The following is a 15,838-nucleotide window of genomic DNA, read 5'->3' on the forward strand; positions in this document are numbered from 1 at the left end:
GGTGAGGAGGGGGCGGGTGGCGGTGGAGAGGGTGAAGATCGTGTCGCCGTCCGAGAGGAGGTGGCCCGGGCGGACGCCGCGGGCCAGGCCGTCGTGGGCTGTGCCGGCGAGCTTCTGGGCCTGGGCGCGGGTGAGGGTGGCGTCCGTCGCGACGACGGCGAGGGTGGTGTTCAGCGGGCCGGTGGGTGGGGCCGCCAGGCGGCGGGCCGTTTCCTCGCGGGCCGCGGACAGGCGAGTCTGGGCGGACGCGTGCACCTCGGGCCGGGGGATCTCCGGAACGCCCCCGAAGAGGCGGCCGTACAAGGCGCCTGTCTCCGGGTCGAAAACCGAGCCCGCGACGTTCACCGCCGCCAGCGCACCGACCGTGGCCCCCGACGGCAGCAGCGCACTCGCCGTGCCGATACCGCCCTTGATGCCGCCTGCCACCGCTCCCGTGCCCGCACCCACGTTGCCCTGCGGCACCTCCGCGCCCTCGGGCGTGGCCGCGGCTGCCGCCACCGCCTCCCGGCCCAGCTCCGCGCCGGGCCGTGCCCGCCAGTCGCCGCCCCGGCCCAGATCGAAGAGTGCGGCCGCCGGCACCACCGGCACCAGGTGGGTCGGCAGCGGGCCGGCCCGGAAGCCGCGGCCCTGGTCCTCCAGCCAGTGCACCACCCCGGAGGCGGCGTCCAGGCCGTACGCGCTGCCGCCGCTGAGGACCACGGCCTCGATGCGCTGCACCAGATTCCGCGGATCCAGCGCATCCGTCTCCCGCGTCCCCGGCCCGCCGCCGCGCACGTCCACCGCGGCCACCGCGCCGCCCTCGGGCGCCAGCACCACCGTCGTCCCCGTCAGCCAGCCGTCGCCGGTCCGCTGCGCATGCCCCACCCGGAAGCCCGGGACGTCCGTGATCGCGTCAACTCGGTCAGCCATGGCCGCACCGTACCCTTGAGCCCATGAGCACCACCCCCGCGGCCACCCCGCGACAGCCGGAAGCCAAGGGCGCCGCCCACCCACCGGCCGCGAAGAAGCCCGCGAGCGATGCCGCGAACGAGCCCGCGGAGAAGCCCGCGAGCAAGGCCGCGAAGAAGCCCGCGAACGAGGCCGCGGAGAAGCCCGCGAGCAAGGCCGCGAACGAGTCCGCGAACGAGACCTCGAAGAAGCCCGCGAACGAGCCCGCGAGCAAGCCCGCGAGCAAGCCCGCGAAGAAGCCCGAGGCCAAGCCCAAGCGCCCCGCCCCCGAGACCGCGAAACCCGCCGCCGTCAAGCCCGCCAAACCGCGCGGCGCCGCCGCGCTCGTCTTCGACGACCCGCTGGCGCAGCAGAGCTCCGACGACACCGACCACGGGTGGGGCGAGCGCCCCCCGCGGAGCGGCTCCGCGGCCGACCTGGCGCGCTTTCTCGACGAGAAGCCGCCGCATCACATCTGACGCGACGGCTTCCCGGCGGTACGGCTGAACCGGCCGTCGCTACGGCTTGTCGAGCGGCCCACGTGTGCCGCCCGGGTCCGCAGGACCCGCCGCGTCGGTCGGACCCGACGGCCCCACCGGCCCCGGCGTGCTCGCCGCGCCCACCGGGCCGCCCCGCTGCGCCACCAGCGCATCGCGGATCTCCGTCAGCAGCTCCACCTCGGTGGCCTCGTCCGCCACCGGCTCGCCCTGCGCCGCCTGCCGCGCCTTGTACTTGTTCATGGGCAGGATCATCAGGAAGTACACGACCGCGGCCGTGATCAGGAAGCTCAGCGCCGCGCTCAGCACGTGGCCGTACGCGAGCGCCACGCCCTTGGTGACCACTCCGGCGTCGCTGACCGTGCACTTGTCGCTGAAGCAGGCCCGGTACTGCTCGAGGTTCTGCGAGCCGAAGAGGCCGACGATCGGGTTGATGATCCCTTCGACCACGGAATTGACGATCTTCGTGAACGCCGCCCCGATCACCACCGCGACCGCGAGGTCTATCACGTTGCCGCGCATCAGGAACTGCTTGAAGCCGCCCAGGATGCCCTCGTTCTCCGCGCTCACGTACTGCCCCTATCTGCACTTCACTCCAGCGGATCAGCACCATAGGCCGCCGCACCGGTGCACTGTCCACCGACGTCACACGAACCGGTGACGGATGCGGTGTTGACCTAAATCCCGTCATAGCATCACGTTTCCGATCTTTCACAGCAGAACAGAGGAGGCGTGAATGCGGATTTTCCGCACAGCACTGGCCGTTGCCGCGACGCTGGTCATGGCGGGTGCCACCCCGGCCATGGCGGACTCGCAGGGGCGCTACAGCATCGCCCACGGCAACAAGGTCAAGGCGTCAGGGCCGTACTTCGTCAACGAGCGCGCGGGGGACACCCGGGTGTGGTTCAAGGGGAACCTGACGAACAACGCCAAGCACGGCTGCGCGGTGCTCCGCGCGGGGTCCTCGGACTCGAAGATCAACCTGAAGAAGCACTGCGGCCGCGGGTCGGTGCCGCTCGCCAAGTACGTGACGATGGGGGTCTTCTCCGACTCGGCGCAGGTCCAGGTCTGTCACCAGCTGGACGACAGCCTGGAGTGCGGCAGGGCGCAGACCATCAAGTACTGATCACCATCACGTACTGATCCCCTGACGAGCGGCGGTGTCGCGGTCAGCACAGCGACACCGCCAGCCGTCCCGAGGCCGCCGCGCCGGCCAGCGCCGCGGCGGTCGGGCGCGGCACGGAGAGGACCACCAGAGCGCCCGCCTCGGCGGTCAGATCGGGTCCGGTGCCGGACGCCGCCCCGTCTCCTCGCGGGACTTGGGCGACCCGGGCCGCCCGCGCCACCACCTTCGCCGCCCTGTCCCCCGCGGCGCCGCCGCCCGCCGCCACCACATCCACCCGGTCTCCCGGGCGCAGCAGCCGCACCGACGCCGCGTCCGCGATCCGTACCGGGGCCGCGACCAACGCATGCCCGGCCCGGGCCCCGGGCTTCGGATGCGGCGCCGCCGTCGCCTGCCCCGCGGGCTCCGCCGCCGTCAGCCGGGCGTCACCGCCCCGCGGCGCGGCCGCCGCCAGCGCCGCCGCCGAAATCGCCAGCCCGGCCGCCACGACACGCCGCCGTCGCCGCACAGCCCGCCGCAGCCGATGCCGCCCGCCCCCGGCCCGTAACGGCGCGAAGTCGGGCACCACACAGCCGGGAGGGACAGGGGAGTGTCTGCCTGTAGGGCCGGGGAGCACGACCTCGGCCGAGGGGAGAGACGGACCCTCGGCCGAGGGGTGCGGGGAGCGAGGGGAGTGAGAGGGAACGGAACTACCCGGCGCCATACGGGACATGACCATCGCCACCTGATGCGAGTCGCTTGCGGTTCGTAACGCCACTCACGATCCCGCTCGCCGAAGGCCCTCGCACCACCCTGTGGACTACTCCCCAGTTGTGGAAAAGTCGCGCGCCGGCCCCACCCTCACGGCAGCTCGATCCCCGTATCCCACCCCTGCAACGCCCCCGCACACAGGCAGTCCCGCTCCCCGGCCGCAGGCAGCCCGGACACCACGTCGAAGAGCACCTCCCGCATCCGGTCCACATTCGCCGCGAAGACCTCCAGCACCTCCTGGTGCGAGACCCCCTCGCCCGTCTCCGCTCCCGCGTCCAGGTCCGTGACCAGCGTCAACGACGTGTAGCAAAGCTCCAGTTCACGCGCCAGCACCGCCTCCGGATGCCCGGTCATGCCGACCACCGACCAGCCCTGCGCCGCATGCCACTTCGACTCGGCCCGGGTCGAGAAGCGCGGGCCCTCGATGACGACCAGCGTGCCGCCGTCCACCGCCTCCCAGTCCCGCCCGCGCGCCGCCGCCAGCGCGGCCGAGCGGCCCACCGGGCAGTACGGGTCGGCGAAGGTGGTGTGGACGACGTTCGGGGTGCGGCCGTCCGGGAGTTGCTCGCCGTCGTAGTACGTCTGCGTGCGTGCCTTGGTGCGGTCCACCAGCTGGTCAGGTACGAGCAGCGTGCCGGGTCCGTACTCGGGACGCAGCCCGCCCACCGCGCACGGGCCCAGCACCTGCCGTACGCCCACCGAGCGCAGCGCCCACAGATTGGCGCGGTAATTGATGCGGTGCGGCGGCAGATGGTGCTTGCGGCCGTGGCGGGGGAGGAAGGCGACGCGGCGCCCGGCCACCTCGCCGACGAACAACGAGTCACTCGGCGGGCCGTACGGCGTCTCGACCGCGACCTCGGTGACGTCGTCCAGGAAGGAGTAGAAGCCGGAACCGCCGATGACACCGATCTCTGCGAGCGCAGCTGCCTCAGTCATGCCCCCACAGTAATGACTGACCGCCGCGGCCTCACGGAGAGGCGGCGGCGGTCAGGGAAGCGTAAGGATCAGGCGGCCGAGCTGCTGCTCGACGAGGACCCGGAGCCGGAGCTCGAGCCCGAAGAGGAGGAAGACGAAGAGGACGAAGACGAGGACGACGACGAGCCGTTCTTGTCCGACGACTTCGACTCACTCGACTTCGAATCCGACGACTTCGACTCACCGGACTTCGCCGTCGCCGGGCTGGAGCTCGACGAACCGCCCCGGCTGTCCGTCCGGTAGAACCCGGAGCCCTTGAAGACGACACCGACCGCCGAGAACACCTTCCGCAGACGGCCACCGCAGTTCGGGCACTCCGTCAGCGCGTCGTCGGTGAACTTCTGCACCGCCTCGAGGCCCTCGCCGCATTCGGTGCACTGGTACTGGTAGGTCGGCACTTTTCGTATCCTCCTGGCACTCTCACCTATGGAGTGCTAACGACGCTCTATCTTGCAGCATTCCAGCCGTGTCAGTCCACCGCGACGGGGCTCTCGTGACGCGCCCCACGCGCGGCGATACGCCCTGTCACCGGAGGAGCAGGCGGCGCAGGCGGCTCCAAACGCCGCCGCAGCACCACCAGCACCACGCACGCCAGCGCCGTACCGCCGAGCGGCACCAGGAAGCCGGCCCGCGCCCCGCCCGCGTCCGCCAGCTGCCCGGCCGCCGACGACGCCAGCGCCTGGCCGAGCGCGACCGCGCCGGTCAGCCACGTGTAGGCCTCGGTCCGCGCACCCGCCGGGACCAGCGAGTCCACCAGCGTGAACCCGGTGATCATCGCGGGCGCGATGCAGATGCCGACCAGCAGCCCGAGCCCGCCCTGCAGCCAGGCGTGCGGCGACGAGGCGCCGATCCAGAGCGGCACCGTGGCCGCCACCAGCACCGGATACGCCACCAGCAGCCGCCGGTCCGCGGGCCGCCGCCAGTGCATCAGGCCGACGACCAGACCGGCGAGCATGTTGCCCGCCGCGAAGACGCCGTAGAGGACGCCGTTCAGCCCGGGATTGCCGATCTCCTCGCTGAAGGCGGTCAGCGATACCTGCATGCCGCCGAAGACCATGCCGATGCCCAGGAAGGCGACCGCCAGCGCCCGCACCCCGGTGATCCGCAGCGCCGATCCGCCAGAGCCGCCTGCGGCCCCCGAAGCGCCCGCGATACGCACCGACACCTGCGGCTGCGTACGCCGCTGGGCCGCGAAGAGCAGCCCGCCGGTCACGGTCAGCACCGCCTCGGCGACCAGCCCGGCCGCCGGGTGCACCCCGGTGCACAGCGCCGCGGCCAGCACCGGCCCGACCACGAAGGTGAACTCGTCCGTCACCGACTCGAAAGCCGCCGCCGTGTGCTGCAGCGGCGACCGCGGGTCGAGCCGCGCCGCCCACCGGGCGCGCACCATCGGCCCGATCTGCGGCACCGACGCACCGGCGAGCACGGCGGCGAGCAGCAGCGCCCACAGGGGCGCGCCGGACAGCGCCAGCACGATCAGCAGCGATACGGCCGCCGCGTGCACCAGCACCGCGGGCACCAGCACGGCGCGCTGCCCGTACCGGTCGGCGAGCTTGCCGCACAGCGGGGCGATCAGCGCGACCGCCAGGCCGGCCGCGGCCGCGACGATGCCGGCCGTGCCGTACGAGCCGGAGGTGTGCTCGACGAGCAGCACGATGCCGATCGTCAGCATCGCGAAGGGCTGCCGGGCCAGGAAGCCCGGGATCAGAAATGTCCAGGCCCTGGGCGTGCGCAGCAGCTGTGCGTAGCCGGGCCTGCGAGTGGTTTCCGAAGAGAGAGCCGTGGGCGCCACGGCCTCGTCCTTTCTGCCGCCCGAGGACGCGGGCCCGCTCCATGGGATCGGAGCCAAAGGGGGCGCGCCGAGAGCTGTCCACCACGGGGCGGGGCCGGGACGGCCCAGATCTGGCCCCGCGAGCTCTGCGTCAGGCAGGTTTCGGGTACTGCTTTACTTCATTGCTTTACTTCTCAAGCATAGCGGCGACGTGCGCTCACGTACCACCGGTCCCGGCAGTGCCCAGCCAGCCGGCCAGCTTGCCGCCCTTGCCGACCGCCCGCAGCCGCTTCTCCGCCTGGTCACGGACCTCGTCGGTGGCGACCACGAGAAGTTCGTCACCACGGCGCAGCACCGTGGTCGGGCCCGGCACGAAGCTGGACCCGTTCCGTACGATCAGGGTCACCGCCGCGCCCTTGGGCAGCCGCAGCTCGGCGATCTCCACGCCGTGCATCCGCGACCGCTCCGGTACGGACAGCGAGAGCAGGTGGCCGCGCAGCCGCTCCAGCGGGGCGGACTCGATGCCCAGGTCGTACGCGGCGTCGGAGTCGCCGAGCCGCAGCGCCCGGGCCAGCCAGGGGAGGGTCGGGCCCTGCACCAGGGTGTAGACGATCACCAGCACGAAGACGATGTTGAAGATCCGGGTGGAGTCCGGGACGCCGTTCACCATCGGGATGGTGGCCAGGATGATCGGTACCGCGCCGCGCAGGCCGGCCCAGGACATCAGGGCCTGCTCGCGCCAGGGGATGCGGAAGGGCAGCAGGCTCAGGAACACCTCGGCGGGGCGCGCGATCATCGTCAGCACCAGCCCGATGATCAGCGCCGGGACGATGTCGTCGAGCAGGTTGTGCGGCGTGACCAGCAGCCCGAGCAGCACGAACATGCCGATCTGGGCGATCCAGCCGAGGCCGTCGGCGAAGCCGCGGGTGGCGGCGAAGTGCGGCAGCTTGGAATTGCCGAGGATCATCGCGGCCAGATAGACGGCCAGGAAGCCGCTGCCGTGGAGCAGGGCGCCGGCCGCGTACGCCGCGATGGCGATGGCCATGACGGCGATCGGGTAGAGGCCGGAGGCGGGCAGCGCGACGTGCTTCAGCCCCTGGGCGCCGAGCCAGCCGATGAGCAGGCCGACGGCGGCACCGATGGCCAGCTCCAGCGCGATGGTGCCGAGGATCTCGTACCAGGGCTGCATCTCGCCGATCGCGGAGAACGCGACGACGAGGAGCACCACGGGCGCGTCATTGAAGCCGGACTCCGCTTCGAGGGTGCCGGTGATGCGTCTGGGGAGCGGCACCCGGCGGAGTACGGAGAACACCGCGGCGGCGTCGGTGGACGACACGACGGCCGCGATGATGAGGGACTGCTGCCAGGGGAGGCCCACCAGATAGTGCGCCCCTGCCGCCACCACTCCGACGCTGATCGCCACACCGACCAGCGACAGCGTGATCGCGGAGCCCAGCACCGGTTTGATGTCCGCCCACTTGGTGCCGAGGCCGCCCTCCGCCAGGATGATCGCCAGCGCCGCGTAGCCGAAGACCTGGGTGAGCTCCGCGTCGCTGAACGGGAAGCCGAAGCCGTCCTCGCCGACCGCGACCCCGATGCCCATATAGAGCAGCAGGCTGGGCAGCCCTGTCCGGGACGCGAGCCGGACCGCCGTGACCGCGACGAGCAGGATCAGCGCCGAGATCAGCAGCAGCCGGTTGAGGTCTTCGACGGACAGGGTGCGTACCTTTCCGGCAAGTGTGGCGAAGTTGAGCGCTTGACAGAGAATTTACCTTCTCATCAGCCCGCACGACGTCCGGGGGGTTGCCGCCGGGCCCCGTGCACCTGTGAGCGTCGTGCGCTCTACAGTGGCACCTGCCCGTAGTGGCACCTGCCCTTGAGGAACACGCCCCGCGAAGGACAACGATGCCCGCCAGTGAGACAGGCGCCTCCGCGCAGCCTTCCGGCCGCCGGGGTGCGCGCGGCAGCTCCAAGGCCACTACCGGCAGGGGAGGCCGCCGGCGCCGGCTGCGCCTCATCGTCATCGGCCTCGCGTTTCTGCTGGTCGTCGGCCTCGGCGCGGGCACGTACTGGTCGATCTCGACGGTCCGCGACTCCTTCCCGCAGACCACCGGCTCGGTGAAGGTGCCCGGCATGTCCGCCCCGGCCACGGTCAAGCGCGACGGCAGCGGCATCCCGCAGATCTACGCCAGTACCCCCGAGGACCTGTTCCGCGCCCAGGGCTACGTCCAGGCGCAGGACCGCTTCTGGGAGATGGACGTGCGCCGGCACATGACCGCCGGCCGGCTGTCCGAGATGTTCGGCAAGAGCCAGGTGGACACGGACAAGTTCCTGCGCACGCTGGGCTGGCGGCACATCGCGCAGAAGGAATACGACACCAAGCTCTCCGCGAGCACGAAGAACTACCTCAAGGCCTACTCCGACGGGGTCAACGGCTACCTGAAGGACCACAAGGGCTCGGCCCTGTCCGTCGAGTACGCGGCCCTCGGCTTCACCAATGACTACGAGCCCGGCAAGTGGACCCCGGTCGACTCCGTCGCCTGGCTGAAGGCGATGGCCTGGGACCTCCGCGCCAACATGGAGGACGAGATCGACCGCTCGCTGCTGACCAGCCGGTTCAGCGAGAAGCAGATCGCCGACATGTACCCGTCGTACCCGTACAAGCGGAACCGTCCGATCGTCGACGGCGGCAGTGTCCGGGACAAGACCTTCCGCCCCAGCGGCGGTACGTCCACCCAGGCCGCCGCCGCGTCCACCGAGTCCCCCGCGGCCGCCACCGAGGACGCCCGTACCCAGATGTCCGAGGTGCGCAAGAAGCTCGAGGAGATCCCGGCCGCGCTCGGCACCAACGGCAACGGCATCGGCTCGAACTCATGGGTCGTCGACGGCGCCCACACCACCACCGGCAAGCCGCTGCTCGCCAACGACCCGCACCTGTCGGCGTCGCTGCCCGGCGTCTGGTACCAGATGGGCCTGCACTGCAAGACGGTCAGCAAGGCCTGCCCGTACGACGTCAGCGGCTTCACCTTCTCCGGCATGCCGGGCGTGGTCATCGGCCACAACGACAAGATCTCCTGGGGCATGACCAACCTGGGCGCCGACGTCTCCGACCTCTATCTGGAGAAGATCACCGGCGAGGGCCGGTACGACTCCGGGGACGGCGAGAAGGAGTTCCGCACCCGCAAGGAGACCATCAAGGTCGCCGGCGGCGACGATGTGGAGATCACCGTCCGCTCCACCGACAACGGCCCGCTGATCTCCGACCGCGGCGGCGAACCGGAGGACGTCGGCGAGCGCGCCCCGGTCGACGCCTCGGCGCCCGACCGCGGCGACGGCTACGGCGTCGCGCTGCGCTGGACCGCGCTGGAGCCGTCGAACACGATGGACGCGGTCTTCGGGATGAACAAGGCGCAGGACTTCAAGCAGTTCCGCGCCGCTTCCCGCGACTTCGCGGTGCCGTCCCAGAACCTGATCTACGCGGACACCGCCGGCAACATCGGCTATCAGGCGCCGGGCCGCATTCCGATCCGCGGCAAGGGCGACGGCACCATGCCCGCGCCCGGCTGGGACCCGGACTACCGCTGGAAGGGCTACATCCCGCAGTCCGCGCTGCCGTACGAGTACAACCCGGAGCGCGGCTACATCGTGACCGCCAACCAGGCCGTGATCGACCCGGACAACTACCCGTATCTGATCACCAAGGACCCGGGCTACGGCACCCGCAGCGAGCGGATCAACAACCTGATCGAGTCCAAGACCAGGGACGGCGGCAAGATCTCGCCGGACGACATGCAGACCATGCAGATGGACAGCTCCAGCGAGATCGGCCGCGAGCTCACCCCGCTGCTGCTGAAGCTCGACATCAAGGACCCGTACGTCAAGGAGGCCCAGGACCTGCTGAAGGACTGGGACTTCAAGCAGGACTCCGACTCGGCCGCGGCCGCGTATTTCAACGGCGTCTGGCGGCACGTCCTCAAGCTCGCCTTCGGCGACAAGATGCCCAAGGAGCTGCGCGTCGAGGACGAGTGCCTGAACGTCCGCCGGGCCGACTCGGAGCTGAACCCGGACGACTCGACGATGGTCCGCGAGTGCGGGGAGCGCGCGCCGGAGGACGCCCAGCCGGACGGCGGCGACCGCTGGATCGAGGTGATCCGCGGGCTGATCGACGACAAGCACGAGAAGAGCGAGTGGTGGCGCACGCCGGAGACCCGGCAGGGCCGCGATGACTCCACCGACACCCGCGACGAGCTGCTGGCCAAGGCGATGAAGAACGCCCGCTGGGAGCTCACCTCGAAGCTCGGCAAGGACGTCTCCACCTGGACCTGGGGCCGGCTGCACCAGCTGACCCTGAAGAACCAGACGCTGGGGAAGGAGGGCCCGGGCATGATCCAGTGGCTGCTCAACCGCGGCCCCTGGAACCTCAGCGGCGGCGAGGCCGCGGTGAACGCCGCCGGCTGGAACGCGGCGGGCGGCTACGAGGTGGTGTGGGTGCCATCGATGCGGATGGTCGTGAACCTCGACAACCTCGACAAGTCCCGCTGGATCAACCTGACCGGCGCCTCCGGCCACGCCTACAGCGAGCACTACACCGACCAGACCCCGAAGTGGGCCAGGGGCGAAATGCTCGACTGGCCGTCGAGCAAGACCGGCGTGAACGACGCGACCGAGGCGACGATGTCGCTGACGCCGTAGAGAGCACATGCCCGCCCCCGACCGGCTCCTGTACGCCCGCCTGATACCGCTGCTGCTGTGCCTCGCGGCGCTCGCCGGCGGGGGTTACGTCGCCGTGGCCGGTGTCGGCCCGGAGGAGCGGGAGGCGCGGGCGTGGGAGGCCGCCGAGGCGTGTCCGGCGATGTCCGGGACGCCGGACATCGGCCGGGACTGCAGGACCACCGTGCGTGGCGTGGTCGAGGAGACCCACGCGGAGCGGCCCAAGCGCCGCGGCCACGCCCCGAACTGGATCGCCTTCCGTAACGACAAGCCGGCGCCGAAGGTGAACGTCGCCGACTTCGACACCGCCGCCGAGTACGGCCCCGGCGACCGCGTCGAGCTGACCTGGTGGCGCGGGCGGCTGATGACGGTCTCGGGGGAGGGCCGCACCTTCGACCAGAACGTCCCGGCCCCGCGGGCGCTGGCGGTGCTGGTCACCGTCGCCGTGCCGATCGCCGCCGGCGGGCTCGTCCTCTGGCTGGGCCGCCGCCGGCGCGCCGGACAGTCCGTCGCCCCCGGCGAGCGCGGCGACGCCGGCGGCAAGGCCTTCCTCGTGCCCATCCTCGCCACCGCGGCCTGGACGATCCTGCTCGCGGCGCTACGGCCCGGGGTGGGCGTCGCCCAAGGGGTGGCCCTCGCCTGCGGACTCGGGACACTGGCGCTCACGGCGATCGCCTGGCGCCAGACCGGCTCGCGCGGCCGGCCCGAGGAGCGGGTGTTGCCCGCCGGCGAGGACACCTACGTGCCCGCGATGATCCTCGGCCGGGTGCCGTACGAAGGGCACTTCGGCGGCAGCTGGATCGTCGTCCGCGACGACTCCATGGCCCTGGTGCCCAGCAAGTCCCGCTTCGGCGCCAAGGAGATCCCGGTGCGCCGGCTCCGGGTGCAGCACGTCCGCCGCCCCCGCGCCGAGGAGGAGGGCGTCCCGTCGTCCTGGCACGTCGCCGAACTCCTCGACGGCGATACCCCCGTACGGCTCACCGCCGCGCCGGACGACCTCGCGGCGCTGCTGGACCGGATCAGGTCGGTCGCGCTTCCGGAAAGCGGTGCAGCGCCGACGGCGTGACCGCCGCCCGTACGGACCGGTCGTGCGGCTCCGCCGGCACGTGCTCGACGACCTCGTCGTCGTACAGCACCACCACCAGCGCCGGATCGAAGCCACCGCCCGCGAGCCGCGCCAGCACCCGGTCGTACGAGCCCCCGCCGCGCCCGAGCCGCAGCCCGCGGCGGTCCACCGCGAGACCCGGCAGCAGCACCACGTCCGCTTCCGTCACGGCGCCGACGCCGAGCGCCGCGGCCGACGGCTCGAGCAGGCCGCGGCGGGCCCGTACCAGCGAATCGGCGCCCTCATAGGCGGCCCAGTCGAGGTCGTTGTCGGGCCGGAGCACCGGCAGCAGGACCCGGGTGCCGCGGTCGCGCAGCGTGTCGATGAGCTCCCGGGTCGACGGCTCGCGGCCCACCGACACGTACGCCGCCACCGTCCGCGCCGCGGCGAGTTCGGGCAGCCCGACCGCGCGCCGGGCGATCGCGGCGCCGGCCACCCGCAGGTCATCCGGCGGCAACCCGGCCCTCACAGCGAGGACGCGCTCGCGCAACGCCGCCTTCGTAACCTGACCCGAATTACTCACCGCCGTAAACCCCAAACTTTCCGACACCTCTGTCGATATGGTGCTCAATATGACCTCACCCCGCCCTCGCATCACCAAGGCTGTCATCCCGGCAGCCGGCCTCGGCACCCGGTTCCTTCCCGCCACCAAGGCGACGCCGAAGGAAATGCTGCCGGTCGTGGACAAGCCCGCGATCCAGTACGTCGTGGAGGAGGCCGTCAGCGCGGGGCTGCCCGACGTGCTGATGGTCACCGGCCGCAACAAGCGCCCGCTCGAAGACCACTTCGACCGCAACTACGAGCTCGAAGAGGCGCTGCGCCGCAAGGGTGACGAGTCGCGGCTGGCGAAGGTGGAGGAGTCGAGCGAGCTCGCCAACATCCACTACGTCCGCCAGGGCGACCCCAAGGGCCTCGGCCACGCCATCGCCATGGCCGAACCGCACGTCGGCGACCAGCCCTTCGCGGTCCTCCTCGGCGACGACCTGATCGACCCGCGCGACCCGCTGCTGAAGAGCATGATCGACGTCCAGCGGCGGCACGGCGGCAGCGTGATCGGCCTGATGGAGGTCGACCCGTCCCAGATCCACCTCTACGGCTGCGCGGCCGTGGAGAACAACGGCGACAGCGACTGCGTCCGCATCACAGGCCTGGTCGAGAAGCCGACCGCCGCCGACGCGCCCAGCAACCTCGCCATCATCGGCCGGTACGTCCTCGCCCCCGGCGTCTTCGACGTGTTGCGCCGTACGCCCCCGGGCCGCGGCGGCGAAATCCAGATCACCGACGCGCTGCAGACCCTCGCCGCCGACGAGTCCATCGACGGCCCGGTGCACGGCGTGGTCTTCAAGGGCCGCCGCTACGACACCGGCGACCGCGCCGACTACCTCCGCGCGATTGTCAGACTCGCATGCGAACGTGATGACCTGGGTCCTGAATTCAGTACCTGGCTGCGGAAGTATGTTGCGGAGGAGCTGGGCAGTTGAGTACGACGATGGAGAAGCCGGTGGCCACGGAAGAGAAGAGCGCGGAGCGGGCCGTCTGGTCCGTGGACGAGCATCTCGACGACATCCTCCGGCAGCTCCGTCCCCTGGAGCCGCTGGAGCTGCAGCTCCTCGAGGCCCAGGGCTGCGTCCTGGTCGAGGACGTCAAGGTCCCGGTCTCGCTGCCGCCTTTCGACAACAGCTCGATGGACGGTTACGCGGTCCGCGTCGCCGATGTCGAGAGCGCCGGTGCGGAATACCCCATCGTGCTCACGGTCATCGGCGACGTCGCGGCGGGCAGCGGCGAGCTGCCCACCGTCGGCCCCGGGCAGGCCGCCCGGATCATGACCGGTGCGCCGCTGCCCCCTGGCGCCGACGCCGTGGTGCCGGTGGAGTGGACCGACGGCGGCCTCGGCGAGGGCCCGGTCGAGGGCATGACGGCGGCCAGCGCCGCGCCCGAGGGCGCGACCGGCGAGGTCGCGGTGCACCGGCCGGCCGAGGAGGGCCAGTATGTGCGCCGCCGGGGCAGCGATGTCACCGCCGGCGACCTTGCGCTGGAGGCGGGCACCGTCCTCGGCCCGGCGCAGATCTCCCTGCTGGCCGCCATCGGCCTCGGCACGGTCACGGTCCGGCCCCGCCCCCGCGTCGTGGTGCTCTCCACCGGCAGCGAGCTGGTCCCGCCCGGCGAGCCGCTCGGCCCCGGCCAGATCCACGACTCCAACAGCTATGCGCTGACCACCGCCGCCATCGCCGCGGGCGCCATCGCCTACCGGGTCGGCGCCGTCGCCGACGACGCCGAGACGCTGCGCGCCACGATCGAGGACCAGCTGATCCGCGCCGACGCGGTGGTCACCAGCGGCGGCGTCAGCGTCGGCGCGTACGACGTGGTCAAGGAGGCGCTCTCCGACCTGGGTTCGGATGGCGCGGGCGGCGTGGAGTTCCGCAAGCTCGCCATGCAGCCCGGCAAGCCGCAGGGCTTCGGCCGCATCGGCGACGACCGCACCCCGCTGCTCGCCCTGCCCGGCAATCCGGTCAGCGCGTATGTCTCCTTCGAGCTGTTCGTACGCCCCGTGATCCGCACCCTGATGGGCCTGGAGCCGGTCCGCCGCGAGCCGCGCCGGGCGCGGATCGTCGCCAAGGAGGCGCTGAGTTCGCCGGACGGCAAGCGCCAGTTCCTCCGCGGACGGTACGAGCCCCCGGCGAAGGGGAAGACGGTCGGCAAGGTGACCCCGGTCGGCGGCGCCGGATCGCATCTGGTGGCGGCGCTGGCCCAGGCCAATGCGCTGATGGTGATCCCGGAGGGCACGACATCGGTCGCGCCGGGCGCGACACTGGACGTACTCGTACTCGACTGAGCCGCCTCGAGCCCCGGGGGCGGCCCGGTACCGGTACCGTTGGCGCCGCACCGTACGGACCCCGGGAGCGCACGCGACATGGCAGCGAAGTCAGCAGAGGGCCAGCAGCATCTGACCCACCTCGACGAGGCGGGAGCGGCCCGCATGGTCGACGTCTCCGCGAAGGACGTCACCTCGCGCACCGCCCGCGCCACCGGCCGGGTGCTGGTCGCACCGCGGGTCGTCGAGCTGCTGCGCGGCGAGGGCGTCCCGAAGGGCGACGCGCTGTCCACCGCCCGCCTCGCCGGCATCATGGGCGCCAAGCGCACCCCCGACCTGATCCCGCTCTGCCACCCGCTCGCCGTCTCCGGCGTCAAGGTGGACCTGTCGGTCGCCGACGACGCGGTCGAGATCGCGGCGCAGGTGAAGACCACGGACCGTACCGGCGTGGAGATGGAGGCGCTCACCGCGGTGGCCGTCGCCGCGCTCACGGTGATCGACATGGTCAAGGCCGTCGACAAGTCGGCCGTCATCACGGACGTCCGCGTCGAGGAGAAGACCGGCGGCAAGTCCGGCCATTTCCTCCGGGAGGCCGACGCATGAGCCCGGCTCCCACCGCCTCCGCAGGCGGCGAGTCCGGCGCGGCGCCGGACGCCGCGCCCGCGCGCCGAGCGCTGGCAATCACCATTTCCAATCGGGCCTCCGCCGGCGTCTACGCCGACAAGGGCGGCCCGTTGCTCGTCGACGGCCTCGAGGCCATGGGCTTCGCCGCCGACGGCCCGCGCGTCATCCCCGACGGCGAAGCCGTCGAGACCGCGCTGCGCGAAGCCGTCGCCGTCGGCTACGACGTGGTCCTCACCACCGGGGGTACGGGGATCTCCCCGATGGATCTCACCCCGGAGATGACCGCGCGGGTGCTGGACCGGCAGGTCCCCGGCATCCCGCAGGCCATCCGCGCGTACGGCATGCCCAAGGTCCCGACCGCCGCCCTCTCCCGCGGCCTCGCCGGCACCGCGGGCCGCACCCTGATCGTCAATCTGCCGGGCTCCTCCGGCGGCGTCCGCGACGGCCTGGCCGTCCTGGCGGAGCTGCTTCCGCACGCGGTCGACCAACTGCACGGCGGCGACCATCCGCGGCCGAGTGCCGCTCGCGGAGAGGCCTGACGCTG

At 71.9% G+C, this 15,838-nt stretch carries 15 protein-coding genes and 1 pseudogene; 8 read left to right on the forward strand and 8 right to left on the reverse strand.

Translation table 11 applies throughout. The features are described 5' to 3' along the window. On the reverse strand, positions 1-909 hold a 909-nt coding region (locus tag G5C51_RS10655), incomplete at its 3' end, for a P1 family peptidase (protein ID WP_165235555.1). Between the two features lie 299 nt (positions 910-1,208). Between G5C51_RS10655 and G5C51_RS44255 the strand changes: the two are divergent. After that, positions 1,209-1,406: pseudogene (locus G5C51_RS44255) on the forward strand (hypothetical protein); the annotation flags it as partial. A 39-nt stretch (positions 1,407-1,445) separates the two neighbouring features. On the opposite strand, the gene mscL reads toward G5C51_RS44255, so the two are convergent. Then, positions 1,446-1,994: a large conductance mechanosensitive channel protein MscL gene (gene mscL, locus G5C51_RS10665; RefSeq protein WP_165235558.1), complete on the reverse strand. Its 549-nt coding sequence runs from the start codon at positions 1,992-1,994 to the stop codon at positions 1,446-1,448. Between the two features lie 166 nt (positions 1,995-2,160). Between mscL and G5C51_RS10670 the strand changes: the two genes are divergently transcribed. Continuing rightward, positions 2,161-2,550, forward strand: a complete 390-nt coding sequence (locus G5C51_RS10670) for a hypothetical protein (protein ID WP_165235561.1) — start codon at positions 2,161-2,163, stop codon at positions 2,548-2,550. 43 nt (positions 2,551-2,593) lie between these two features. On the opposite strand, the gene G5C51_RS10675 is transcribed toward G5C51_RS10670, so the two are convergent. The 5 genes from G5C51_RS10675 to G5C51_RS10695 form a co-directional block, all read right to left on the reverse strand. Continuing rightward, entirely contained in the window at positions 2,594-3,034 is a 441-nt protein-coding gene (locus G5C51_RS10675; RefSeq protein WP_420824796.1) for an RcpC/CpaB family pilus assembly protein, read from the reverse strand. A gap of 353 nt (positions 3,035-3,387) precedes the next feature. Further along, positions 3,388-4,233, reverse strand: a complete 846-nt coding sequence (locus G5C51_RS10680; RefSeq protein ID WP_165235564.1) for an S-methyl-5'-thioadenosine phosphorylase — start codon at positions 4,231-4,233, stop codon at positions 3,388-3,390. Between the two features lie 68 nt (positions 4,234-4,301). Then, positions 4,302-4,670, reverse strand: coding sequence for an FmdB family zinc ribbon protein (locus tag G5C51_RS10685; RefSeq protein WP_165235567.1), 369 nt, complete (start codon positions 4,668-4,670; stop codon positions 4,302-4,304). Positions 4,671-4,741: 71 nt separating this feature from the next. Then, positions 4,742-6,064, reverse strand: a complete 1,323-nt coding sequence (locus G5C51_RS10690; RefSeq protein ID WP_338118088.1) for an MFS transporter — start codon at positions 6,062-6,064, stop codon at positions 4,742-4,744. A gap of 196 nt (positions 6,065-6,260) precedes the next feature. Beyond that, positions 6,261-7,760: a potassium/proton antiporter gene (locus G5C51_RS10695; RefSeq protein ID WP_165235651.1), complete on the reverse strand. Its 1,500-nt coding sequence runs from the start codon at positions 7,758-7,760 to the stop codon at positions 6,261-6,263. Between the two features lie 188 nt (positions 7,761-7,948). On the opposite strand from G5C51_RS10695, the gene G5C51_RS10700 reads away from it, so the two are divergent. Both G5C51_RS10700 and G5C51_RS10705 read left to right on the forward strand, forming a co-directional pair. Further along, a complete protein-coding gene (locus G5C51_RS10700; RefSeq protein WP_165235570.1) occupies positions 7,949-10,735 on the forward strand; it encodes a penicillin acylase family protein in 2,787 nt (928 codons plus the stop codon). Positions 10,736-10,742: 7 nt separating this feature from the next. Next, positions 10,743-11,819: a hypothetical protein gene (locus tag G5C51_RS10705; RefSeq protein ID WP_165235574.1), complete on the forward strand. Its 1,077-nt coding sequence runs from the start codon at positions 10,743-10,745 to the stop codon at positions 11,817-11,819. Here the strand turns inward: G5C51_RS10705 and G5C51_RS10710 are convergent. Next, positions 11,773-12,348 (reverse strand): 5-formyltetrahydrofolate cyclo-ligase, encoded by a 576-nt coding sequence (locus tag G5C51_RS10710; protein WP_240929547.1) that lies wholly within the window; start codon positions 12,346-12,348, stop codon positions 11,773-11,775. The genes G5C51_RS10705 and G5C51_RS10710 overlap by 47 nt on opposite strands. Before the next feature lie 82 nt (positions 12,349-12,430). On the opposite strand from G5C51_RS10710, the gene galU reads away from it, so the two are divergent. From galU to G5C51_RS10730, 4 genes are all read left to right on the forward strand, one after another. Continuing rightward, positions 12,431-13,339: a UTP--glucose-1-phosphate uridylyltransferase GalU gene (gene galU, locus G5C51_RS10715; protein ID WP_165235576.1), complete on the forward strand. Its 909-nt coding sequence runs from the start codon at positions 12,431-12,433 to the stop codon at positions 13,337-13,339. 8 nt (positions 13,340-13,347) lie between these two features. Next, positions 13,348-14,691, forward strand: a complete 1,344-nt coding sequence (glp, locus tag G5C51_RS10720) for a molybdotransferase-like divisome protein Glp (protein WP_165235657.1) — start codon at positions 13,348-13,350, stop codon at positions 14,689-14,691. A gap of 78 nt (positions 14,692-14,769) precedes the next feature. Then, entirely contained in the window at positions 14,770-15,273 is a 504-nt protein-coding gene (gene moaC / locus G5C51_RS10725; protein WP_165235578.1) for a cyclic pyranopterin monophosphate synthase MoaC, read from the forward strand. Further along, positions 15,270-15,833 carry a MogA/MoaB family molybdenum cofactor biosynthesis protein gene (locus G5C51_RS10730; RefSeq protein ID WP_165235580.1) on the forward strand — a complete coding sequence of 188 codons (564 nt, stop codon included), beginning with the start codon at positions 15,270-15,272 and terminating at the stop codon, positions 15,831-15,833. Before moaC ends, G5C51_RS10730 begins: the two co-directional genes overlap by 4 nt. The last annotated feature ends 5 nt before the right edge of the window (positions 15,834-15,838 follow it).

It is taken from the genome of Streptomyces coryli (assembly GCF_011044975.1).
GTDB classification, from domain to species: Bacteria; Actinomycetota; Actinomycetes; order Streptomycetales; family Streptomycetaceae; genus Streptomyces; species Streptomyces coryli.

Excerpts from the sequence above, each read along its gene's own strand:
- G5C51_RS10700 (WP_165235570.1), top strand. The coding sequence starts at position 7,949 with ATGCCCGCCAGTGAGACAGGCGCCTCCGCGCAGCCTTCCGGCCGCCGG.
- G5C51_RS10705 (WP_165235574.1), top strand. The coding sequence starts at position 10,743 with ATGCCCGCCCCCGACCGGCTCCTGTACGCCCGCCTGATACCGCTGCTG.
- galU (WP_165235576.1), top strand. The coding sequence starts at position 12,431 with ATGACCTCACCCCGCCCTCGCATCACCAAGGCTGTCATCCCGGCAGCC.
- G5C51_RS10670 (WP_165235561.1), top strand. The coding sequence starts at position 2,161 with ATGCGGATTTTCCGCACAGCACTGGCCGTTGCCGCGACGCTGGTCATG.
- G5C51_RS10730 (WP_165235580.1), top strand. The coding sequence starts at position 15,270 with ATGAGCCCGGCTCCCACCGCCTCCGCAGGCGGCGAGTCCGGCGCGGCG.
- G5C51_RS10680 (WP_165235564.1), bottom strand. The coding sequence starts at position 4,233 with ATGACTGAGGCAGCTGCGCTCGCAGAGATCGGTGTCATCGGCGGTTCC.
- moaC (WP_165235578.1), top strand. The coding sequence starts at position 14,770 with ATGGCAGCGAAGTCAGCAGAGGGCCAGCAGCATCTGACCCACCTCGAC.
- glp (WP_165235657.1), top strand. The coding sequence starts at position 13,348 with ATGGAGAAGCCGGTGGCCACGGAAGAGAAGAGCGCGGAGCGGGCCGTC.